Origin of the sequence: Lujinxingia vulgaris (assembly GCF_007997005.1) — a bacterium.
Lineage (GTDB): Bacteria > Myxococcota_A > Bradymonadia > Bradymonadales > Bradymonadaceae > Lujinxingia.
Map to the genome: position 1 here is coordinate 89,857 of NZ_VOSL01000036.1, position 23,016 is coordinate 112,872.

General features: G+C 66.9%; 17 protein-coding genes. 12 read left to right on the plus strand and 5 right to left on the minus strand.

What is annotated here, in order from left to right; genetic code table 11:
* Positions 1 to 10 precede the first annotated feature (10 nt).
* The gene (locus tag FRC96_RS07400) at positions 11 to 2,083 is read right to left on the minus strand and encodes a hypothetical protein (RefSeq protein WP_146973864.1); all 2,073 of its coding nucleotides are present in this window, start codon (positions 2,081 to 2,083) and stop codon (positions 11 to 13) included.
* 287 nt (positions 2,084 to 2,370) lie between these two features.
* Between FRC96_RS07400 and FRC96_RS07405 the strand changes: the two genes are divergently transcribed.
* The 3 genes from FRC96_RS07405 to FRC96_RS07415 are packed head-to-tail and all read left to right on the plus strand — an operon-like array spanning position 2,371 to position 5,002.
* A complete protein-coding gene (locus tag FRC96_RS07405; protein WP_146973865.1) occupies positions 2,371 to 3,054 on the plus strand; it encodes a hypothetical protein in 684 nt (227 codons plus the stop codon).
* Entirely contained in the window at positions 3,054 to 3,929 is an 876-nt protein-coding gene (locus tag FRC96_RS07410; RefSeq protein WP_146973866.1) for a c-type cytochrome, read from the plus strand. The genes FRC96_RS07405 and FRC96_RS07410 overlap by 1 nt, the downstream gene beginning before the upstream one ends.
* A complete protein-coding gene (locus tag FRC96_RS07415; protein WP_146973867.1) occupies positions 3,926 to 5,002 on the plus strand; it encodes a hypothetical protein in 1,077 nt (358 codons plus the stop codon). The genes FRC96_RS07410 and FRC96_RS07415 overlap by 4 nt, the downstream gene beginning before the upstream one ends.
* 20 nt (positions 5,003 to 5,022) lie before the next feature.
* On the opposite strand, the gene FRC96_RS07420 is transcribed toward FRC96_RS07415, so the two are convergent.
* Positions 5,023 to 8,508: a S41 family peptidase gene (locus FRC96_RS07420; protein ID WP_146973868.1), complete on the minus strand. Its 3,486-nt coding sequence runs from the start codon at positions 8,506 to 8,508 to the stop codon at positions 5,023 to 5,025.
* A gap of 304 nt (positions 8,509 to 8,812) precedes the next feature.
* Here FRC96_RS07420 and FRC96_RS07425 point away from each other — a divergent pair, with 304 nt between their 5' ends.
* The 8 genes from FRC96_RS07425 (at position 8,813) to FRC96_RS07460 (ending at position 17,754) form a co-directional block, all read left to right on the plus strand.
* On the plus strand, positions 8,813 to 9,475 hold the full coding sequence (locus FRC96_RS07425; protein WP_230469977.1) for an START domain-containing protein: 663 nt from the start codon (positions 8,813 to 8,815) through the stop codon (positions 9,473 to 9,475).
* Positions 9,472 to 10,062, plus strand: coding sequence for a molybdenum cofactor guanylyltransferase (gene mobA / locus FRC96_RS07430; RefSeq protein ID WP_230469978.1), 591 nt, complete (start codon positions 9,472 to 9,474; stop codon positions 10,060 to 10,062). The genes FRC96_RS07425 and mobA overlap by 4 nt, the downstream gene beginning before the upstream one ends.
* A gap of 187 nt (positions 10,063 to 10,249) precedes the next feature.
* Complete coding sequence (gene aceB, locus FRC96_RS07435) at positions 10,250 to 11,869, plus strand: malate synthase A (protein WP_146973927.1); 1,620 nt, start codon at positions 10,250 to 10,252, stop codon at positions 11,867 to 11,869.
* 136 nt (positions 11,870 to 12,005) lie between these two features.
* Positions 12,006 to 13,289 carry an isocitrate lyase gene (gene aceA / locus FRC96_RS07440; protein WP_146973871.1) on the plus strand — a complete coding sequence of 428 codons (1,284 nt, stop codon included), beginning with the start codon at positions 12,006 to 12,008 and terminating at the stop codon, positions 13,287 to 13,289.
* A gap of 522 nt (positions 13,290 to 13,811) precedes the next feature.
* Positions 13,812 to 14,579, plus strand: coding sequence for an NTP transferase domain-containing protein (locus tag FRC96_RS07445; RefSeq protein WP_146973872.1), 768 nt, complete (start codon positions 13,812 to 13,814; stop codon positions 14,577 to 14,579).
* Positions 14,576 to 15,505 carry a CDP-alcohol phosphatidyltransferase family protein gene (locus FRC96_RS07450; protein ID WP_146973873.1) on the plus strand — a complete coding sequence of 310 codons (930 nt, stop codon included), beginning with the start codon at positions 14,576 to 14,578 and terminating at the stop codon, positions 15,503 to 15,505. The genes FRC96_RS07445 and FRC96_RS07450 overlap by 4 nt, the downstream gene beginning before the upstream one ends.
* A complete protein-coding gene (locus FRC96_RS07455; RefSeq protein WP_146973874.1) occupies positions 15,505 to 17,268 on the plus strand; it encodes a carcinine hydrolase/isopenicillin-N N-acyltransferase family protein in 1,764 nt (587 codons plus the stop codon). Before FRC96_RS07450 ends, FRC96_RS07455 begins: the two co-directional genes overlap by 1 nt.
* Positions 17,269 to 17,349: 81 nt before the next feature.
* On the plus strand, positions 17,350 to 17,754 hold the full coding sequence (locus FRC96_RS07460; protein WP_146973875.1) for a PilZ domain-containing protein: 405 nt from the start codon (positions 17,350 to 17,352) through the stop codon (positions 17,752 to 17,754).
* Positions 17,755 to 17,773: 19 nt separating this feature from the next.
* Here the strand turns inward: FRC96_RS07460 and FRC96_RS07465 are convergent, their stop codons facing one another.
* Together FRC96_RS07465 and FRC96_RS07470 are read right to left on the minus strand one after the other, a co-directional pair.
* Entirely contained in the window at positions 17,774 to 18,187 is a 414-nt protein-coding gene (locus FRC96_RS07465; RefSeq protein WP_146973876.1) for a J domain-containing protein, read from the minus strand.
* A 31-nt stretch (positions 18,188 to 18,218) separates the two neighbouring features.
* On the minus strand, positions 18,219 to 19,091 hold the full coding sequence (locus FRC96_RS07470; protein WP_230469980.1) for a M50 family metallopeptidase: 873 nt from the start codon (positions 19,089 to 19,091) through the stop codon (positions 18,219 to 18,221).
* Between the two features lie 380 nt (positions 19,092 to 19,471).
* Between FRC96_RS07470 and FRC96_RS07475 the strand changes: the two genes are divergently transcribed.
* Positions 19,472 to 21,961: a heavy metal translocating P-type ATPase gene (locus tag FRC96_RS07475; protein ID WP_146973878.1), complete on the plus strand. Its 2,490-nt coding sequence runs from the start codon at positions 19,472 to 19,474 to the stop codon at positions 21,959 to 21,961.
* Positions 21,962 to 21,989: 28 nt separating this feature from the next.
* On the opposite strand, the gene FRC96_RS07480 is transcribed toward FRC96_RS07475, so the two are convergent.
* The gene (locus FRC96_RS07480) at positions 21,990 to 23,000 is read right to left on the minus strand and encodes a diacylglycerol/lipid kinase family protein (protein ID WP_230469981.1); all 1,011 of its coding nucleotides are present in this window, start codon (positions 22,998 to 23,000) and stop codon (positions 21,990 to 21,992) included.
* Positions 23,001 to 23,016 lie beyond the last annotated feature (16 nt).

The window sequence follows — 23,016 nt, forward strand, 5'->3', positions numbered from 1 at the left end:
CGAGCGGAGCTTAGAAGAAGAGCCCCCGCTCGATGAGTTGGGCCTGTGCGCCCCGACGCTGGGTGTCCATGGTCTGGACGGCGTCGCGGCTGGACTCAAAGTAGCTCAGCAGCGCGTCGGTCTGCTCTTCTACCGGCATATCTTCGTTGAACTGATCGGCGGCCATCTCAATCTGGCTGACGATCTCCAGCGACTCGGGGAAGGTGTTTTGCTGGATGGCCTCAAAGAGCGCCACCCCCTTGTCCATGCCCTCGTTGAGGGTGCTGGTGAAGGCCTCATCGCCGCGGTCTTCTTCGAGTTTGTCGATGGCTTCGGTCAACTCGACGCGCTTGTCTTCGATGTCTTGCTGACCGGACTCAATGAAGCTGCTCAGCGCGCCGTCGAGCAGGCGCATGCCTTCGATGGCGACATCTTCGGGGTTCATGCTCATGTCGATCTCGCCGGTCATGGCTACAAAGTCCACGTAGGCCTGAACCTCGGGGGTGAGGACCGGGCCGCCGCCGATGTTCTCTTCGGGCATGCCCTCGCGGGGCTGGTCGCCCTCGGCGCCCATCGGGGGCTCGTTTTCGGTGGAGGCGTCCGGGCTCATGGCCAGCTCATCTTCGATGGCCTGCTCCTCCTCCATGCTGAGATCGTCGTCGGTGGTGCCCATCTCCTCGTCGTAGGCCATCTCATCGTCCATGGCGAGATCTTCTTCGGCCTGGCCGAGCTCGTCGTCGTAGGCCATCTCATCTTCAAACATGGGCTCTTCGACGTTGTCATTGACCGGGGGCGCGCCCTCGATGCCTTCGGCCGAGGCGGTGGCGTCCTGCTCGGCGTCGGCCATCGACGAGAGCGTCTCGGAGGCGGTGCTGAAGTAGTTCATCAGCGCCTCATCCTGCTCGGCGAGCCCTTTGTTGATGTCGATGGACTCGGCGGCCATGCGCAGCGACTGAACCTGAGCGCCGTGGTCGGGGAACTCGGCCTGCTGGATCGCGGTCATGAGCATGGCGCGGTCGTAGAAGGCCGTGCGCACGTTCTCGACATAGTCATCAGCAGCGGTGTCATCGAGCTCGCCGCTCTTATCCTTGAGGCGGCTGAGCTCGTCGTTGAGCACCTGGTTGTCTTCGGGCACGACCTGGGCGATGGCGTCATCCATGGCGTTGATGCCCTCGCGCACGAACTCCCCGTGGTTGGTGATGCCCTCATTTTCGGTGCGCTGAATGAAGTTGGAGAACTCGTCGGCGGACTTCTTCGGCTCGTCCTCACCGACGCCGGGCACCCAGTCGAACATGCCGTCTTCGCTCTCTTCGTCGGGCACGCCTTCCTCCTGCGCGCCTTCATTCTGGGCGAGCATGGGGTAGGAAGCGGGCGTAAGCGAAGGGGTCAGCGCGCTGGTCTGGGCCTCGCGGGACTGGTCCATCTCCTCAACCACGGTGGAGGCCTGGGTGAGGTAGTTTTTGAAGACCTCCTGCTGCTCGGTGATCTCGGCCTCGGCGTCGATGTTCTGGGCGGTCTCCATCAGCTGGCTGACGCCCTGAGCCTGGCCGGGGTAGGCGTCGACCTGCAGCGCGGTCAAAAGCTGCGCGCCTTCGATGAGCACGTCACGGGCCTGCTGGGAGTAGCCCTCCTCGTTGTGGTCGCCGAGCATGTCGATGCGACCATCCCAGGCGTTATGGCGCTCTTTGAGCACCTCGTTCTCCTCGGGGATCAGCGCGGCGATGGCGTCGCTTAAGAGTTTGGTGCCGTCTTCGATGTAGGTGGAGATGGCCTTGGCCTGATCCTCTTGAGCCTGAGCCTCCTCATCGCTCTCGGGCGCCTCGTTATCGACGAACTCTTTGAAGGCCTGAACATCCTCATTGAGCTTGGAGTCGCCCGATGCCTGCTCCTGACCCTGCGCCTGCTCGGGCTGGTTGTCCGGCGGGGCCGGTTCGGTGGACTCCGAGGGTTGCTCGCCGGCCGGCGGGTACTGCGCGTAGTGCGTCGGCTGGTCCTCGGAGGAGGGGGGAGACTGGGCCTGGACGGTGGTGCTCAGCGTCATTCCCAGCGCGGCGGCCAGAAGGGCCGCACTCTTCAACAGCTTACGTTGCCGGATTGCGTTCATGGCTGCACTCCTGACGTCATACGTCGCGGTAGGACACAGCGGACCTGCGCCAATAGCGCTCGGCGATTCATTCCTGCGGGCCCGGCTGCGTTGGGTTGCTTCCGGGTTCGGGCTAAGTGCGCTCGAACATTGAGGAAATGTAATCGCCTCCCAGATGCCACCAAATCGTCGAGAGGGCGTGCAGGGGGGGATCATCGCGGCGAGCTTTCCGCCGGCAGGGGGGTGGTTACGCTTGGCGGGGTGATGGATGGTTGGCGAGATGAGCCGTGATATGGAGGCGTAGCGACGTGTCGATCTGGGAGAGTGTGTACGTTCATCCCCTGCATCATCCGGGGGCGGCCTGGCTGTCGGCGGCCCTGGTGCTGGGGGTGATGTTGAGGCGGTTGCCCTTCTTCTACGCCTTTATCATCGGGGCGGTGGCGGTGAGCGCGGCCGACGCGATGGTCACCGGCGGCTGGAGTCAGCTCGGGGGAGAGGCGCACCCGGCCTACGTGGGGCTCTCCTGGTTCTTTGTGCTGGCGGGGGACTACCGCGTCTTTTTGCTCCTGGAGCGCTACCGCGAGCCCCGGCCTGAGCGTTGGTCGGGGGGCGGCGGGGTGTGGGTGCGGGCGCTGGGCTGGACGCTGGTAGCCTCGGTGCTGGTGGGGCTTATCAGCGTCTCCAGCGATCTTTTCGGCGCGTCGGCGCGCAGGCTCTACCTGACCTATGAGCTGATCGCGCTGGTGGTCGTCGCGCTGGTCTGGCGGGTGCGGGTGCTCGGGGCGATGGCGCCGGATGATCCGGTGCGGCGCTGGCTGAGCCGCGTGGCGATCTTCGTGATGGTGCAGTACGCGCTGTGGGCCGGGGCCGATGTGGTGATCCTGGCCGGTTTTGAGGGGGGCCATCTGCTCAGGATGATCCCCAACCTGATGTATTACGCGCTCTTTTTGCCGGTGGTGTTGCTGAGCGCCCCACCCCTGGAGGACCGCTGATGCTTCGAAGGTTGTGCGTGCAGATGATGACGGTGACGCTGGGGCTGTGGAGCGCGGGGTGTGAGGCGCCCGATGAGGCTCGCGACGGCGACGGGGCCACGTTGATCTTCGCCCGAGGCACCGAGGAGGTTGCCCGCAAAGGCATCCCCGAGGGGCCCACCGAGCAGATCACGGTGGAGGATCCTTACTATGAGAAGACCAAGACCTTTCGGGCCATCGAGCTTCTGCCCGTGCTGGAGGAGGCCTATGGCATGAGCAGCGCGGAGCTGGCCGGTCAGGACTTTATGCTGGAGGCCATTGATGGTTACGCCGCGCCGATTCCGGGCTCGCATCTTACCGAGCCCGGCGCCTACCTGGCCTTCCAGGATATGGAGTATTCGCCGGGCTGGGAGCCGATTGGTCCGGCGCAGGCTGATCCGGCGCCGCTCTACCTGGTCTGGACCGGGGAGCATCAGACAGACACCTCGGTCTATCCGCGCCCCTGGAAACTTCGGAAGATCGCGATCACCTCGCCAGAGAGCAGCCGGGAGCTTGTCGCGCCGCTGGGCCTCGATGAGGATCATGAGGCCTGGGCGGGCTTTGAGCTCTTTCAGGCCCGCTGTGTGCAATGCCACGCCATCAACCGCAGCGGGGGGCGCGTAGGGCCGGAGCTCAACCTGCCGATGAACATCACCGAGTACCGGGAGCGGGAGCAGACGCTGCGCTTTATCCAGAACGCGCAGGCGTTTCGCTACAGCCAGATGCCCTCGTTTGAAGATCTGAGCCAGGCGCAGCTGGCCTCGCTCTGGAGCTATCTCGAGGCGATGCGCGACCGAAAGAAACAACCCCAGGCGAGCCCCGAGGAGGGGAGCGGCGAAGCCACGGAGGCGATGTGAGTGTGCATCCAGAACCGAGGAGCGGCGACGTGGGGCTTGTGGCCCGGCGCGTCGACGCGATCCCGCAACTTCTACGCGAGCAGGCTCGCCGGCCGCTTATCTGGCCGCTGAGGTCGGTGCCGGCCTCCGGGATGCTCGTCTGCGGGGTGGGGCTATCGGAGGGGCCGGCGCGGGTGCTGGCCGAGCTTGCGAGCCGGCGGGTGGGGCTGGCGGCGCGTTATGTGCCGCTCTCCCGCTTTGCAATCGGAGCGCCGGAGGTGGAGAGCCGCACCCTGGTGGTGTTTAGCCAGGGGGTCTGCCCCAACGCGCTGCTCGCGCTCCGGGCGGCCGCCCGTGCCGAGCAGGCGCTGGTGGTGACGGGGCTGGAGGAAGACGAGCTTGTGGCGCGATGCCCCCGGCTCGGACCCGCGCTGGAGGGGGGGCGCCTGGCGGTGCTGACCATTCCCCCGGAGCGCGAAGATGGCCTGCTCCTGCGCGTGCAGACGCCGGCGGTCGCTCATCTGACCGCGTTCCGGCTGGCCGACGCGCTGGCTGAGCGGGTGGGCGCGCCGCGCTTCGGGCTGGGACTTCGGGAGGTGCCCGAGGCGGTGGCGGCGCTGCGTGACCAACGTCTTAAAGACTCGCCGCTCGCCCCGTCGCACTGGCTGGCGCACCCGATCGCGCTGGTGAGCGTGGGGGAGACGACGGAGCTTCTGCAGGGGCTAAGCTGGAAGTTGATGGAGGGCTTGTGGCGGCCGCTCCCGCCGGTGTTTGAGGCGTTGCAGTATGCACACGGCCCTTTTCAGGCGTATTTTGGAAAGTCTCTGCACCTGATCGCCCTCTTCGCCGGCGCCAGCCCCGCGCTCCGGGCGATCGCCACACAGCTCTTTGAGGTGGCCCGCAGCGCGGGCCACAGCGTGGAGGCGGTCTGGGCGGTGCATGCCGATGAGCGGGCGTATTTTGAGTTCGACGCCTACCTCAACCGCCGCCTCATCGACGCGCTGCACGCCGTCGATCGCGACTTAAGCCGCTGGCCCGGCCACGGGCTCGACGGCCCGCTCTACGGCTTTGAGAAGAGCTGGCCGCACGGGTGACCAGGGGCTGAGCCTCGCGCTCAGCGATCGTCTGAGCCACCGCTGTCGCCGCGGCCGCTCAGCGAGGGGCGCGGCGGCAGCGTTTGCGGCGCCCGAAGATCGGGGTAGGGCGCGAAGTCCGGGAGCTGCACCGGCCGTTCCTTAAGCGAGGCCATCGCTGTGGCGATGGCCGCCTCCAGCTGCGGATCGTCGCCGGTGGCGTCGGCCTGGGGCGGAAGCTCGATCTCCACGTCGGGCTCGGTGCCAAAGTTCTCTACCGAGAAGCCCACATCTTCAAACCAGAAGGAAAACTCCGGCTGGGTGGTCACGCTGCCGTCGACCATGGTGTGGCGCGGCCAGATGCCCACCACGCCTCCCCAGGTGCGCTTGCCGAGCAGGGGGCCGAGCTTCATCAACTTGAAGGTGTGGCTGAAGATGTCGCCGTCGCTGCCGGCGTGCTCATTGGTCAGCGCGACGATGGGGCCGGCGATCGACTCCATCGGGTAGGCCAGAGGTTTGCCCCAGCGCTGGAGATCGAAGCCGACCTGACGGCGCGCCAACTTCTCGAGGATGAGCTGGCTGACGTGGCCGCCGCCGTTAAAACGCACGTCGACCACCAGGCCCTGGCGGGTGTTTTCGCTCAGGTAGTGGCGATGAAACTCCGCGTAGCCGGCAGGCCCCATGTCGGGGATATGCACGTAGCCGAGCTTGCCCTCGGAGGCCTCATGGACGCGGCGGCGGTTGTGGTTGACCCACTCCCGGTAGCGCAGCTCGGCCTCGCCTCGGAGCGCGCGGGTGGTGACCTGGCGCGGCTCACTGAGGCCGTCGCCGGAAGCGACGAGAAGCTCGACGCTTTGAGCGGCCTGATTGACCAGGCGCTCTTCGACGCTGTGCTGCGCGTCGACGCGGCGCGCGTTGATGGCGAGGATCACGTCGCCCTCGCTTAAGCCCAGGCCGGGGCGGGAGAGCGGCGACGATTTGGAGGGCTCCCAGGTGTCGCCGCGCAGGATGGTCTCAATGCGGTAGGCGCCTTCAAAACGTTGCGGATCGGCGGCCAGGCGCCAGTCCGGATCCCAGCGCAGGGTCGCGCCCAGAAAGCCCGGGGAGTACTGAGGCGGTCGCTCATAATCGCCGCCCATCTCATAGGCGTGGCTTGTGCCCAGCTCGCCCTGCATCGTCCAGACCAGGTCGGAGAACTCGCTGCGGCTGCCCACCCGGGGGAGCAGCGCGCTGTAGCGCTCCCAGATCTCCTCCCAGCGCACCCCGCCCATATCTTCACGCCAGAAATGGTCGCGCATCAGGCGCCAGGCTTCGCGCAACATCTGGGTCCACTCCGAGAGCGGGTCGACCTGCACCGAGACGCGCCTCAGGTCGACGATGCCCGATTCGCGGGAGGGCTCGCTCTCGTCGTCGTCTTCGTTGGAGACGCTCTCGGCCGAGGCGCTCACGATCTGCACGCCGTCTTCGCCAAAGAGGGCCAGGGTCTTGTGGTCGGCGCCGATCTCAAAGGCGCTCACGCCGCGGGCGAAGGTCTTTTGCTTGAGGGACTTGAGCCCGAAGTAGCGAAGCACCCCGGGGGTGTCATCGTCGTCGTCGCCGCTCAGCGCGCCGGTGACCGGGTAGACCGTCCAGAAGACGCGCTCGGCGGTTGCGGCGAGCTCGCCGTAGTTGCCGGCGGGCACAGGGAAGACCTCCACGCGTTGGCCGATGCCGTCGAGATCGATGCGCACGGGTTTGGGGCTCTCATCGCCCTCGGCGCTCTCGTCTTCGGTGTCCGAGTTAGCCTCACTGGCGTCGGCGTCGAGGGCCGCATCGCCAGATTCTGTGCGGGTCTCGGAGGCGTCGTCGGAGGAAGCATCCTCGTCGTCGTCGTCGCTTGAGGTCGCGTCGGAGGTGTCGTCGCCCTCGTCATCATCGCCGCCTAAGGGGCGGGGTTTTTGCAGAAAGAGGGAGTCGGCGTCGGCCTGCAGGGTGATGACGCAGGGGCGCGTGCCGCGCGGGAAGCTCAACTCGAAGAAGACCTGATCGTAGACCGGGTCGAAGTGGCGGTAGCTCAAAAAGTAGAGGTAGCGGCCGGCCGGGTCGAAGACCGGCTGCACATCTTGAAATTCGCCATCGGTAAGGGTGTGCAGCTCGCCGGAGGCCAAGTCCACGAGCTTGATCTGCGCGGTGTAGACGCCGGTGAAGAAGCCGTAGGCCGCCCAGCGCCCGTCGGGGCTGAAGCTGACGCCGGCGATGCGGGCGTATTCGCTGCGGTCGAGCACGCGGCAGGCGCCGGTCTTCAGGTCGAGGTGAATGAGCTGGTGGCGATGGTTGGTAAAGAGCGCGCTATCATCGCATGGCGAGATCAGCAGTTCGACGGGGCGGCCGATGGCAAAGTCGCCGGTGTCGAGGGGCTGTGGCGCGTGGGAGCCGTCGACGCTGTGCAGCTCGAAGCGCTCTTCGCCGCCCTCGTCGCTGACCACCAGCAGGCGTTGGCCGTCGGCCAGGTAGCGGGCCAGGCGGTAGCGCACGCCCTGCTCGCGGCCGGTCTGGCGCACGGCGCCCTCCCAGCCGCCCATGTTGAAGACTTTGCCGCGGGTGGTCAGCGCCAGGGAGTGGCCGCGGGGGTGGAGCGTGAAGTCGTCGAGGAAGGACTCCGCGTCGACAAAGCGGCGGTTCAGCGCGGTGCGTGGCGAGGCGTAATCGACCTCGATACGCGCCTCGGTCTGGGAGGCGATGTCGAAGCGGTAAAGATCACCGGCGACTGTGTAGACGATGGTGGTGTCATCGGCCGAAGCGAAGCGCACGTAGTGGCCGAGGTGGTCGGTGTGGCGTTGCAGATCGTCGCCGGAGGGCAGGCAGGAGTAGAGGTTGCCGTGCCCCTCGACGTCGCTGATGAAGAAGATGCGGCCCTGGCGCCACATCGGTCGGCAGAGCCCGGCGGTGATCTCGGGGAGCAGCCGCTCCCAGTGATCATCGCCTTTGCGGTCGATCCAGAGCACGCCGGCGGTGCCGCCGCGGTAGCGCTTCCAGCGGGCCAGATCATCGGCGTGCCTGGCGAGCACGCGGCCGGGGCCGTCGGGCTCGAAGCTGAGCGCCTGGGCTGCGCCCAGGCTCAAGCGACGGGTGGGGCCGCCCTGGCGGGGGACCTCGTAGAGGCCGAGCTGGCGCGAGACGTGCTCGCGCAGGTTGGAGGTGAAGATCACCCGCTCGCTGTCGGGGCTCCAGCCGCAGACCCAGGCCCGCGAGGCCCCGTTGAAGGTGAGCTTTTTGGCCGGGCCGCCGCGCGCGCGCATCACGTAGACTTCGGGGCGCCCCTCCTCGGTGGAGGTGTAGGCCAACCACTGCCCATCGGGGGAGAGGGCCGGGGCGCTGACCTGGCCCCGCGAGCCGCTTAAGCGGCGCGCAAAGCCCCCCTGAAGCGGGACCTCCCAGAGATCGTCTTCGCTGACAAAGACCACCCGCTCGCCATGCACGCTCGGGTAGCGGTAGTAGCCCTGGTCGTCGGGCTGAAGATCGAGGGGGGCCGCGCTCACTTCACTCATGTGGTGCACATCCTGGCAGGTTCATGTTCGGGCAACGCAACATCCAGAACGCCCGCTCGGGGGCGCCGGTGGACAGCTCTATTGCAAGAGGGGGCACATTTCAATCGCGCAGCGGGCGAAATGACGCGCTGCGGCAAGGAATTCGCGGGTTTGAGCGCGTTGAATAGGCCTTGTGATGTTGACGTATCACGCTAGTATCGTGCGTCACTCGCGCTCTTTTAAGTTCGCCTGCAACAAGCCGAATTCTCGGTTTGCCGCGGGTGCTCATATCGACTCGGTTCGATCCACCCTGTGGAGGTTACCTGTGCGTCCTTTTCCTACGGTTCTGATGTTCCTTTTGATGCTCGCCCTCAGCTCGCCAGCGGCGGCCCAGCAAGATGGCAACTGGGAGGCGCTGGGGGAGTCTGACGGGGTGGCGATCTCGCGGATGCAGGTGGAGGGATCTTCGGTCTTTGCGTTTCGCGGTGAGATTGTGGCGGACGTGCATATTGGCAAGATCCTGACGGTGTTTGCCGACGGCAGCCAGCGCCGCCACTGGGTGGACCGCTACGACGAGCACGGCACGCTGGAGCGCGGCGAGCTCAGCGAGCGCTACTGGATTCGCTTCGGGCTGCCCTTTCCGATCAAGGATCGGGACTATGTGCTGCAAACCAACGGTCGCCTCGATCAGGACGACCAGGTCTTTGTCGCGACGATCGAGTCGGTGGACGACGCGCGTCGGCCGGAGAACGACTGCTGCGTGCGGGCGATGACCTACTCGACCTACTACCGCTTTGAGGCGTTGGAGGGGGAACGTACGCGCATGATCGTGGAGGTCCACACCGATCCCAAAGGTCTTTTACCGGACTGGCTGGTCAACCGCATTCAGCGCGACTGGCCCTCGAAGACGCTGGGCGGTCTGATTCGTCAGGCCAAAAAAGGCGATCAGCCGCTCTACGGGCCGGTGGCCGACTGGCACACGCCTTGAGTGAGCGGGTGGGGTATGTGCTGGCCGGGGGGCAGGCGCGGCGTCTGGGGGAGGATAAGGCGCGCGCGCAGCTGGTCGGGGGGGTGACGCTGCTGGCGTGGGTGACCGAGCGCCTGTCGCCGGCGGTGGCGAGCTGGACAGCGGTGGGGGCAAAGGCCGGCGAGTATGAGGATCTGGGGGTGCGCACCATCGGCGACCGGTGGCCGGGGCAGGGGCCGCTGGGGGGAATTGCGACGGCGGCGATCGATCGGGGCAGGGGGTGGTTTTTTGTGACGAGCTGCGATGCGGTGTGGGCGCGTGCGGCGTGGGTGGAGCAGCTCTGGGAGGCCAGGCGTTCGCCGGCGGTGGTCTTTGAGCATCAGGGCCGTCTGGAGCCGCTCTTTGGCTGGTATCGGGCGGAGCTGGCACCGGATCTTGAGGCGGCGATGGAGGGCGGCCAGCGCTCGGTGTGGCGCTTTTTGGAGGCGGTCGGAGCGCGGCGTCTCGACGCACCGGGGGAGTGGGAGAGCGGGCAGGGGATCAACGATCCTCAAGCGTTGGCGCGGGCGCGAGCCAAGGCGCAGAAGATTCTTCGGGGCGATCGTTGACAGGTCTTAAGCGTGTTTAAACTTGGCTTCATCGTGACACCGACGGAAGTCGACGCAGGGGGTGTCTCGGCGCAGTAGGCGGGCTCGTTTCAGAAGGCCCGCAGCGAGCGTTGTGTGCTCTTCGACCAACGAATAACGCGCTGTAGCTGACCTGACTCAACCCTCCACCATCAGGAGACTTCCGATGATGCAGCCCTCCACAGAAGGCGCCGGCCTGCCCGACGCGATCACGATTCTCGGCGATGTTGCTCCCGGGTATGAACGCATTCTAAGTCCGGAGGCGCTGGGCTTTGTGGCGGCATTACACCGGGAGTTTGAGGGCCGCCGACGCCAACTTCTGGCCGATCGTCGCCGTCGTCAGGAGGCGATCGACGGCGGCGCCAACCCCGGCGCTCCGGCCGATACGCGGGCGATTCGCCAGGGGGAGTGGCAGGTGGCCCGGGTGCCTCAGGATATGCAGCGGCGCACTGTGGAGATCACCGGCCCGGTCGATCGCAAGATGATCATCAACGCGCTCAACTCCGGGGCCGACAGCTTTATGGCCGACTTCGAGGACGCCACCTCACCGACCTGGTCCAATGTGGTGGAGGGGCAGAACAACCTCTTTGATGCGGTGCGCCGCCAGATCGACTTTCGCGATGAAGCCCGCGGCAAGGACTACACGCTCGACGAGAACCCGGCCACGTTGATGGTGCGCCCCCGGGGCTGGCACCTCCCCGAGAAGCACGTGCTCGTCGACGGCCAGGAGATTTCGGCGAGCCTCTTCGACTTCGGGATGTACTTCTTTCATAACGCCAGAGAGCTGGTGCAACGGGGCAGCGGGCCCTACTTCTACCTCCCGAAGCTGGAGAGCCACCGGGAGGCGGCGTTGTGGAACGACGTCTTTTTGATGGCGCAGCAGCGCCTGGGCATCGAGACCGGCACGATCAAGGCGACGGTGCTGATCGAGACGATTCACGCGGCCTTTGAGATGGAGGAGATCCTCTACGCGCTGCGGGAGCATAGCGCGGGCCTCAACGCCGGGCGTTGGGACTATATCTTCAGCGTCATCAAGACCTTCCGCGCTCGCCAGGAGATGGTGCTGCCGGACCGGGCTCAGATCACGATGGGGGTGCCCTTTATGCGGGCCTACGCGGAGCGCCTGGTGCATGTGTGCCATAAGCGCGATGCGCACGCGATCGGAGGGATGGCGGCCTTTATCCCCTCGCGACGCGATGAGGCGGTCAACGAGCGCGCGCTGGCGGCGGTGCGTAGCGACAAAGAGCGCGAGGCCAGCGACGGTTTTGACGGCACCTGGGTGGCGCATCCGGATCTGGTGGCGGTGGCGCGCGCGCCTTTCGAAGACGTGTTGAAGGGGCGCCCGCATCAGAAAGATCGTCGACGCGAGGTCAGCGCTATCAGCGACCAGGAGCTGCTCAACTTCCGCGTGGCCGAGGGGCGCATCACCGAGGAGGGGCTGCGCACCAACATCAACGTGGGGCTGCAGTACATCGCCTGGTGGATGCAAGGCCTCGGCGCGGTGGCGCTCTACAACCTGATGGAAGACGCGGCCACCGCCGAGATCAGCCGCTCGCAGATCTGGCAGTGGTTGCACCGCCCCGATGTGGTGCTCGACGACGGTCGCCGGGTGGATCGGGAGCTCTATGAGCGCCTGGTGGACGAGGAGCTCATGGCGATTCGCGAGGCGATGGGCAGCGAGCGTTTTGAGGCGCTTCCCTTCGAGAGAGCGCGTCAGATCTTCGACGACGTGGCGACCTCCGAAGAGTTTCCCGAGTTCTTTACCCTGGTGGCCTACGAGGCGCTCTGAGACCGGGGGAGAGGACGATCACAACGATGTAGAGCGAACTTTAACAAGGCCGCGACGTCGTGGCGGGTGAGCGCCGGATGCGCTCCCCTCATGGCGGCCTGTTCATCATCGACTTGATTGAGAACAGGAGCAGCAGATGAGTCAGGCCCAATCTTCTGAGGCGTTGCAGGCACAGTGGGATAAAGATCCGCGTTGGCGCGGGGTGCAGCGCCCCTACCCGGCCTCCCAGGTCTTTAAATTGCGGGGCAGCGTCCCCATCACCTACACCCTGGCCGAGCGCGGCGCGGTGCGGCTTTGGGAGCTCTTTCATGACCGTCCCTTTGTGCGTTGCTTGAGCGCGGTCACCGGCAACCAGGCCATCCAACAGGTGCAGGCGGGGTTGGAGGCGATCTACATCAGCGGGTGGCAGGTCGCCGGCGACGCCAACTCCGCACGGGGGGTCTACCCTGACCAGAGCCTCTATCCGGTGGACTCGGTGCCCAAGCTCGTCGACCGGGTCAACCGCGCTTTGCAGCGCGCCGACCAGATTGCCCACATCGAGGGCTCGCCGAAGCGCGACTGGTTTGCCCCGATTGTGGCCGACGCCGAGGCCGGGTTTGGCGGCAACCTCAACGCCTTTGAGCTGATGAAGGCGATGATCGAGGCCGGCGCCTCCGGGGTGCACTTTGAGGATCAGCTCTCGTCGGCCAAGAAGTGCGGGCACATGGGCGGCAAGGTGCTCGTGCCCACCAGCGAGTTCATTCAGAAGCTGGTAGCTGCGCGCCTGGCCTCCGATGTGATGGGGGTGCCCAGCGTGCTGGTCGCCCGCACCGACGCGCACTCGGCGAAGTTGCTCACCAGCGACATTGATCCGGCGGATCGTCCCTTTATTAAGGGTGAGAAGGGTCGCAGCGCCGAGGGTTTCTTCACGATCCGCGGCGGGCTGGAGTTCGCGATCGAGCGCGCGATGGCCTACGCCCCTTATGCCGACATGCTCTGGTGTGAGACGTCGACGCCGGATCTGGGGGAGGCCGAGGAGTTCGCGAAAGAAGTTCGGGCGAAGTACCCCGACAAACTTCTGGCCTACAACTGCTCCCCCTCCTTCAACTGGCGGCAGAACCTCGATGATCGCACCATCGCACGTTTTCAGGAGAAGCTCGGCGAGATGGGCTACGCCCTCCAGTTTGTGACGCTCTCGGGGTGGCACTCGCTCAACGCGGCGATGTTCGAGCTGGCGCTGGACTATCGAGAGCGGGGCATGGCCGCGTACTCGCAACTGCAGGAGCACGAGTTTGAGCTGGCGCGTCAGCAAAACTACAGCGCGGTGCGCCACCAGGCTTTTGTGGGAGCGGGTTACTTCGATGAGGTCCAGCTCACGATCACCGGCGGAGAGTCGGAGACGGTGGCGATGCGCGGGTCGACTGAGGAAGACCAGTTTTGAGCAAGTTCTCCGAGTTCGCCCGGAGTGTGTGGTGGGCGATCCGCGGGGGGATGGGGGGGGCGAAGGGCGCTTGCGATAGCGAGCGCCCGGGGGGAGTCAGGTTTGCCCGGCGTGAGGGGCGGGCAGATCTGCAGGAGGGGGCGATGTGTCCCCCTTCGGTCGACGTGCCGATCGCACCGGCAGATTGCCGGTGGCGCTCCGGGCGGAGGCGTCGTGAGGGCCGACACCTCCGCCTTCGGCTGACCTCCCCGGCGGCGCGCAGCGCACCTCGCTCGCGCCGCCCCTTCAGACAACGACGATGCGCCCCGGCGCGCCACGCGCGCCCGGAGCCTTCGCAAAGATAGTCGTACAAGTTGCTGTACAAATGGCCTGGGGGGAGCCGGGGCCCCTCCCATGCTTTGCTCAATGAGCGGTGTTGGAGGGGCCCTATTTCTTTGATGTGATGGGGAGAATGAGCGGTTTGACACGCTATTTTACGAGGACTACCTTCGGCGCGCCTGATGCCCTTGCCGGAGCTATCCGATGTCGAAAAACCGTCCTTCTCATTCGCCCCGCGAGGCGATCTTGCTGGTCGCCGGGACCGGCAGTCGCCTGCGACCGCTGACCGAAGATCGCCCCAAATGCCTGCTGGAGGTCGGCGGTGAAGCGCTGCTCAAGCGCCTGCTTGACCAGCTCGCTGCGGTGGGCATTGAACGCGCCATCCTCGTGACAGGGTATCTGCACGAGCGCATGGTCGCGCAGGTGGAGTCCTGGGAGCTCGCGCTGGATGTGGCGTTTGCGCCGAACCCGACCTTCGCCAGCGAGAACAACGCCATCTCGACCCTGGTGGGGATGCGCGCGCTGGAGGGCGACTCCTTCTTGCTCTGCGACGGCGACATCCTGCTCCGGCAGACCGCCTGGGTGGCCGAGCTGCTCGCTGACGAGCGCGAGAACGTGCTCACGATGATCCGCTTTGATGCCCTGGGTCAGGAAGAGATGAAGATCCGCCTCGGAGATGGCGAGGCCGTCGAGGGGTTGAGCAAGGGGCTCGACCCGGCGGGCGCGCATGGTGAGTCGCTGGGCGTGCAGAAGGTGGGGCCGTCGGCGTTTGAGGCGCTCCAAGATCGTCTGGAAGCGCTCAACGCCGAGGAGCGCGTGCGCCTGTATTACGAAGATGTGTTTGCGGAGCTGATCCCGCAGGGGCATGCCTTTTATGCCCGTGAGGTCGCGCCGGGCAGCTGGACGGAGATCGACACGATCGACGATCTGGAGGCGGCCCGCGCGCTCTACCAGAGCTGGAGCGTGGCATGAGCTCCTCGACGTACCGCGAGCGCTTGAGTCAGGCTCTGGCCTTTAAGTCGCTCGATGTGGAGGAGCCCATCGACCGCTACTTTCATCGCCCGGTAGCCGCGGCGGTGGCCGCGGCGCTGATCCCCACAGGGCTCGGCCCCAATCACGTCACGCTGATGAGTTTGATCAGTGGCTGGACGGGCTCGGTCGCGCTCTACCTCAGCTTTTTTGAAGGTTGGGGCGGCTCGATGGGGTGGTTGGTCGCGGCCTTCTTTCTCTTTGGCGCGGTGATCCTCGATTGTGCCGACGGTCAGCTCGCCAGGGCCCGCGGCGGGGGCACGCGGGTGGGGCGTATTCTGGATGGTTTTGTGGATGTGCTGGTGCTCCTGCCGGCCTATGTGATCCTGGGGGTTGGGATTCGCCACCTTTACGGCAGCGGTTGGTTTGTGGCAGCGGCGGTGGCGGGGTTTTCGACGTGGATTCACTGCATCATCTACGACAAGCTCAAGAATCTGTATCTGGCGCACACCATGCCCCAGGCCGGAGGCGGTGAGGGCACCGAGACGGTGGAGGCGGTGCGCGCCGAGCTGGCCGAGGCCCGCGCGCAGGGCCAACGTCTTGAACGTTTTTTGCTGTGGATCTACGTGGGCTATCTGCAGGTGCAGGAGCGTTTTGCCAGCGGCAGCACCGAGAAGCGCAGCGAGGTGAATGATCCGGGGGCGATCGCCCGCTACCGGGCCGAGCACCGTCCGGCGATGCGCCTGGCGAGCTGGATGGGGTTGGGGACGCATATGTTTGTGATCTACGGGGGAATTGCGTTGATGGCCGTCACGCCCGAAGCGGCGCTGGGGATGCAGGTGGTGCTGGCGACAGTTTTTAACGTGCTGATGGCTGTGGTGATGTGGCGCTCGCGAGGGTTCGCCGCACCTGTCGACGTGCCGCATTGATGGCGAAGGGAGACGACGCGATGGGCTCAACCTCCTCCGACGAGGCGCAGGCTTCGGCGTCGGCCGGGTCGCAGGCGGTGTACTACCCGGAGCGCGCCGGAGGGTTGGGGCGCGTGACCACGCCGGTGGGGGATGTGCACGTGGCCAACATCAACGGCCCGCTGACCTCGGCCAGCCGCGACCTTGGGAGGCGGCTCGCCCCGGAGCTTCGCGAGGGGGCCTACCGCGCCTTTGACGACTATGTGCAACGCATCAGCGCCGAGAGCGGCTCGCGGATGATCGCCGCGGCCGGGCGTGTGGTGGGTGGGGCGGTGCTGCCGCGCCTTTTGCGTCAGCAACTTCCCACGGCGTATCTGCAGATGCTCACGGCCTTTGCCGAGGGCGCCGGGTTGGACGTGGAGGAGGCCCTGGCCACCCAGCAGATCTGGGATCAGTGGGCGTGGGCGCGCGCCGGCAACGTCCGGGGGTTGGTGGAGGGGCGCCTGAAAGCCCGCACCCACTCGCCGCTTCTGGCGTCCAGCGCGGTGGTGGTGCCCTCGGAGGAGCGCGGGATACTGCACGCGTTCAGCTTTGAGAACGCCGCGGTGGAGCGCTGGGATCGGGCCGCGCGCGTGGTCGTGATGCACCCCGACCAGGGGTTTAGCTATGCCCTGGTGACGTCGCTGGGCTTTTTGACGGGGCTGCCGGCCGGGATGAACGCCGCCGGCCTCACCTTGAGCACGCATCCGGGGCCGGCGAGTCTGGGCGATCGGGCGGGTGTGCCGCTGGGACCGGCGGCGCTGCAGGTGCTCAATGAGGCTCGCACCATTGAGGAGGCCGTCGCGATCTTCCGGCAGCACCCGCCGATGACCAGCTGGACGTATATGCTCAGTGAGGCAGCGAGCGGGCGTAGTGCCAGGGTGGAGGTCAGCCCGCTGAGGGTGGGCGTGGAGGTTGAGGCGACGCGCGGGCTTGTGGTGCGCGGCGGACCCTCGATCGCCGAGCTAAAACGCTCGCCAGCCCTGGCGCGGGAGGAGGCGCGGCGCGATGCCCACCTTGGCAGCCTGCTCGCTTCCTGGCGCTCCGACCGAGCGCTCCCGCTGGTGGAGCTCGCCCGCGGCCTGGGAGGCGACAATGAGGCTGCGCCCGGTGCTGATCCGATCCGCATCGCCGAGGTGATGTCGGTGATCTTCGAGCCGGCCGCCGGGAGGTTGTGGGTGGCCGCCGGGCGGGCGCCCACCTCTCTGCGCTGGTTTGTGCCGCTGCGCCTGCGCGGCGCCCATGGCGAGGCCCGCGCTGAGCTCGACGCGCGCGAGGCACCCGTGCAGGCCTGGCCCACCTGGCAGGAGAGCGCGCGCGGGCGTGCCGCCGATTATTATCGCAACGCCTACCGCCTCTACCTCGAAGGCGAAGATCCGCAGCGGCTCCTGATCACGCTGGAGTACGCCGTGGCGCTGGAGCCCACCTCGGCGCGCTACCACGTGCTGGCAGGGCTTGTGGCCTTGAGCGCGCTGCGCGGCCGGCGGGCCGAGGGCGCGTTTCGCCGCGCGCTCGATGCGATCGATGAGGCCGGGCGTCGCGCCGAGGTGGGGCTCTATCTGGGCTGGGCGCTCGATCTGCAGGGGCGACGCAAGGCCGCCCGCGAGCTCTACGCCCGGGTCAGCGAGGACGCTCAAGCCCACGGGGTTACTCGCCGCGCGGCCGCCGCGGCGCGCCGGCGTCGCTTTGGTAACCGCGAGGCGCAGCGCCTGCACATCGACTTCATGCTCGCCAGCGCGCTCTAAGCTCGCCATCGTCGACGCGACGCGTTAATCTTGGTCCTGTTCGCCACAACGAACACGTCCACAGCGAATCAGGTCATTGCGATGAGCGACGCGAATCGCCCGGGCGCGGGAACCCCGCAGCTCCTCAACACCACGCAGCGCGCGAGCTCTCAGGAGCGGCGCGAGCATGATCGCGTGCCGGTCAACCGTGAGTTTGCGGTGATCGACGCCTACATCGCCGAGTATGTCACGAGCATCTCGCGCGGCGGGGTCTTCATTCGCTCCAAGAAGCCGCTCGCGCTGGGCACCCGGGTCACCCTGAAGTTCTCGGTGATCCTCGACGATGTGGAGACGGTCGAGGGTGAGGGCGAGGTGGTGCGCGTGGAGACGAGCGGCCCGGAGATGGGGATGGGGGTGGCGTTTACGCGACTGAGCGGGGAGAGCAAGGCGTTGATCGACGCGCTCTTTGAGCGTTACGAGGCGCAGTTTCACGACGCCTCATTCTAAACGTTGTCGCGGGGGCGCTTCAGTAGCTTCCGGTGCGCAGGTAGCGCTCAATGGCCTGGTAGGCCACGGCCAGCTCCTGGGAGAGGTCGGTGGCGACCTTCTCCATCTCGGGATCTCTGGCGAAGTTATCCGGGTGGTAGCGGCGCATCATGGTGCGGTAAGCGGCTTTGACCGTGGGAAGATCGCTGCCGTAGGGGACCTCGAGGTTGGCGTAGTAATCGCGCAGAGTCTTGGGGCCCTGAGGCGCCGGCGGCGCGGCGTTTGCGGCGTTTGGCCGGGGGTTCTGGCCGATCTCTTCCCAACCCTCGTCGGCGCTCTCCGGGTTGATGATCGAGCGCAGGCCGCCGCGCTCCTCGAACTTCTGCACGTTATCGAGCAGGTGGTTGAGGTTGGCGCGCACCGTGCGCATCAGGCGGTCTTTAAGCTCACTCATGGCGGTACAACTCCGGGGGCCGAAGGGCAGGTCATTGGATGGAGGCCTCAAAGCTCTCGCGTTTGTTTTCGCGCCAGAAGAGGGCGAAGGCCACCACGACGATCGCCACGCCCACAAGCGCCCAGAGCACCGCCCAGACGGTGGCCGGGATGCCGGTGAACTGAGCCATGTTGACGGCGTCGGAGTGGCCGCGCGCGGCCACGGTGTGGTCGATGAGGTAGCGGATGGAGTGCAGCCCGTCGAAGCTCAGCTGCACGCCCAGCGCGATCACCAGCATATGCTGCACCCACGGTGCGGCATAAAAAGCCACGCCCAGCAACAGGGCGGCGGCCACAAGGCCGATGGTCCAGGTCAAGAGCGCGCCGGAGAAGCCCAGGTAGGCCAGCGCTGCCAGCGTGGCGAGCGCGCCGCCGGCATACAACGCGCCGGCGGGTTGGTCGGTCCGCGAGCGTCGGCGCCCAAGCGCCCACAGCCCCACACCCAGCACAAACCCACCGACGGCGAGCATCGAGCTCCCGTAGCCGCCGAAGACGGCGGTGGCCAGCAACGTGCCCACACCCAGCACCATCAAGACCTTACGCGCCCACGCCTGGCGTCGGCCGGCGACCAGCAACGCTGCGCCCAGCGCCACGGTGCCCAGATAGCCCGCCGAGCTGATCAGCAGGCTGGCCCCGCCGCGGCTCAAGGTCAGACCGCTGGTGTCGAGGTTGACGTGCATCCCGCTGACCGTGCCCCCGGTGATGACCGTGGCCAGCGCGTGGCCGGTCTCGTGCACAAAGGTGCCAAAGAGGCGCAGCGGGTAGGCCACGATGTAGCCGTAGGGCACCAGCATGGTCACGACCACCAGGGCCACCGCAAAAAGCAAGAGCGTGCGCGCCGAGGGGTTAAACTTCGATGAGGCCATGGGTGCTCCTGAAGGTGCGGTGCGCGCGGGCGTCGAACATGCTCTCGCGAGCGAATCGTCAACACGCGGCGGCACCGGGTGGTGCGGGTCATCAGTGACGCTGCTAAACATACCAACCGACGCGGCGCTTGCCAGCTCGGGCGCGATCCTGAGCGCAGCGAGTCGGTTGCGGGTGCGCGGGTCGGCGCATCGTCAAGAACATCGCGCGCGCCCGGGCGCATTCCCCGAGGGTCTGCGGCATAGCCGAGGCCTGCTGTGGGTTGACGGGGTGGCGGTGCAGCGTAAGGCTTCGTGGCGCGCCGCCGTCTTTGAGGTAGCACGCCGTCGGGCCGCCGGTCCGACGGGCCTCATTCAAGCTGCATCTTTTTCAGGAGTCTTTCGTGGACCGTGATCCTCTCCAGAGCTCGACCTGTTGCACCGGCGCGGGGTGCGCCTCCGACGCGACGCGTACGGACAGCGCCGATCCGTACCCGGGCGGGGAGCGCCGGCATGATCATCACGATCATCATGATCACGCCGGGCACGATCACGCTCACCATGATCATGCTCGCCATGAGCATGGCGCGCAGGACTGCGCCCATGACCACGCGTCGTCGGATGCGCGGGACGACGAGCGACACGCCGACGAGGCCTCGGCCGCGACGCGTACGGTCTTTGATGTGGAGGGGCTGTGCTGCCAGAGCGAGGTTCGGCTGATCGAAGACGCGCTGCGCGGCGCGCCGGGCGTCTCGGAGCTGCGCATCAGCGTGCCCTCGGGCACCCTGACCGTCTACCACGACGGGCAGAGCTCCCGCGATGAGGCCACCGTCGCCGCGCTGGGGCGTGTGGGGCTCAAAGCCCACGCGCGTCAGGAGGCCGGCCGCCGCGCCGCGCCCTCAAGCTCCGCCTTCGACGGCCGTTTCTTCACGGTGCTCGCCGGTGCCTTGCTTACCGCCCTGGGTGCCTTCTTGCGCTTTGGCGTCGAGGGCGCGGCGATGGCTGAGATGTTGGCTCTGAGCGCGGCGATCGCAGTCGGCGGCGTCTACGTCTATCGCCAGGCGTTTCATGCTCTGCGTCAGCGGCGCATCGACATCAACATCCTGGTGACCATCGCCGTGATCGGAGCCGCGGCGATCGGGGAGTGGTTTGAGGCCACGGCGGTGATCCTGCTCTTCGGGTTTGCGGAGTGGCTGGAGGCCCGCTCGATGGTGCGGGCGCGTGAGGCCATCGGCGCGCTCGTCTCGCTGGCCCCGCCGGTGGCGCGGGTGCGGCGAGGCGAAGGTTTTGAAGAGGTCGCCGTGGCCGAGGTGCGCCCGGGCGATGAGGTGGAACTTCGCCCCGGCGCGCGCGTGCCCGTCGACGGCGTGCTCTTGAGCGGCGTCACCGAGATCGATGAGTCGACCATCACCGGGGAGTCGCGTCACGTGCGCAAGGTCGAGGGCGACGCGCTCTACGCGGGTACGGTCAATCAGGCGGGGCGCGTGCGCATGCGCTGCACCGAGCCCGCCTCCCGCAGCACCCTGGCGCGCATCATCGACGCGGTCGAAGAGGCCCGCGCTCAGGCCTCGCCAGCCGAGCAGTTCATCGATCGTTTTGCGCGTTATTACACCCCGGCGGTGGTCGCGCTGGCGGTGGCCGTGGCCCTGCTCGGGCCGGTGATCGCCGGCGGGGGCGGGGAGCTGTGGTTCTACCGGGCGCTGGTCTTTCTGGTGATCGCCTGCCCCTGCGCGCTGGTGATCTCCACGCCCATTGCCAACGTGGCGGGGCTGGCGCGGGCTGCGCGCCGGGGCATCCTGGTCAAGGGGGGCAAGTGGCTGGAGAAGTTGGGCGGGCTGCGCGCGCTGGCGCTCGATAAGACCGGGACGTTGACCGAGGGCAACCTGGTGGTGGAGGCGATGGAGGCCGCCCCGGGCGTGGAGGCCGATGAGCTTTTGCTGGCGGCCGCGCGGGTGGAGGCGGCCAGCGAGCACCCCATCGGCCGGGCGATTGTGGCCGCGGCGATGGGGCGCTTTGAGCCGGGGCGCTTTGTCGATCAGGTCGTTGACGCCCGCGCGGTGGTCGGGGCGGGCATCGAGGCCCGACTTCGCAAAGATGCCGACGGTGCGGATGCGGATGCCACAACTCCGGGGTCGACACCCACCCTGCGGGTGGGTCAGCTTGTGTGGCTCTCGGAGCTGGGTGTGGTGCTCGATGAGGCGTTTGCCCGACAGGCTCAGGCGCTGGAGGAGCGCGGCCACACGCTCGTTGCCGTCGCCCGCGATTCGCGGCTTCTGGGCGTGATCGCGCTCGGTGACCGTGTACGCGCCGAGGCGCCCGCTGCGCTCGCGGCGCTGCGGGAGGCCGGGATCGAGGAGATCGCCATGCTCACCGGCGATGGTCGCCCCGCAGCCCTCGCTGTGGCCGAGCGCCTGGGGCTTTCGCCCGAGCTGGTCTTTGCGCGTCAGAGCCCCCACGACAAGATCGCGCAGGTCGAAGCGCTCAAGGCCCGCACCGAGGATCGGGTGGCGATGGTTGGCGACGGCGTCAACGACGCCCCGGCGCTGGCGGCCGCTTCGGTGGGCGTATCGATGGGCGCCGCCGGCACCGACGTGGCCCTGGAGAGCGCCGACGTGGCGCTGATGGGCGATGATCTGACTCGCCTGGCCGAGGCCATCACCATCGGCAAAAAGACCCGCGCGATCATCCTGCAGAACATCACCGTGGCCCTGGCACTTAAGGTCATCTTCCTGGTGCTGGCCATGGGCGGCTGGGCCACGCTCTGGATGGCGATCGTGGCCGATATGGGCGGGAGCATGCTCGTGATTATGAACGCGATGCGCCTCTTGCGCCGCGAGCCCGAGCCTTCCCCACAGCCCGCGCCGCCGGCTGAAGAACCGGCGCTCGCAGCTTGATGTGTGGTGTTTAAGTGTTTGAAAGGGTTCAGGTTTTGAACTTCATCGCGCCGGCGTGCACGTTGAAGGTCGCCGGGAGCTTGCCGGGCTGCTCCCCGTCGAGATCCACCAGCGCGTGGGGCGATTTCTTGAGCAGACGCACCGCCACCTGGCGGGCGCGGTGGCGGCCGACGTGGCGATGGCTTAAGTGCTTGCCCTTGTAGATGTCGGTGAACATGCGCACGGCCTGCGCCTTGCTCAGATCGCCCATGACGATCAGCTGCAGCTTGCCGTCGTCGAGCTCTGCGCCCGGAGCCACCCACATCCCCCCACCAAAATACTCGCCATTGGCGACGACCAGGTTGAGCACCCGCTCGCGCAATTCGGCGGTATCATCCAGGCGAAGCTCCACCTCGATGTTCTTCCAGCGCGCAAAGGCACGCGCCGTGGCCAGGGTGAAGCTCGCGCGCCCGCCCAGGCCCTTCCAGGTGCTGTTGGCCGTCGCGTCGACCAGCCCGCTGATGCCTCCGCTGGCGATGTTCACAAAATAACGTGTGGCGATGCGATCGCGGGCATCCAGAAAGCCCACCTGCCCCAGATCCAGCGCGCGGGTCTCGCGGCCACGCAGCCGTTCGATGGCCTCCGGCGCGCCGGCCATCAGCCCCACCGAGCGTCGAAAGTCCCCGCCGGTGCCCAGGGGCACAAGCCCCAGCACCGCATCGGGGTTGATGGGCTTAAGCGTTAGATCGCCGCGACGCACCCAGCCCTCCTCATCGAGGGCGTAGCAGGCCGAGGCGTCGGGGCGCTCAAAGAAGCCGTTGGCGACCTCGTTGAGGGTGCCGTCGCCGCCCACGGCCACGATCATCTCCCAGCCGGTCCGCAACGCCTCGCGGGCCAGCAACGTGGCGTGGCCCGGACCTTCGGTAAAGGCGAAGTCGACCTCGGGCAAGTTCGCGCGAAAGAGGCGCTCTAAGAGCGGCCAGTCCTCTTTGACCTTGCCCGCTCCGGCGACCGGGTTGGCGACGACGAAGGTGCGAAGATGTGCGGCGTGTTCACTCATACAAAATCCCATCGGG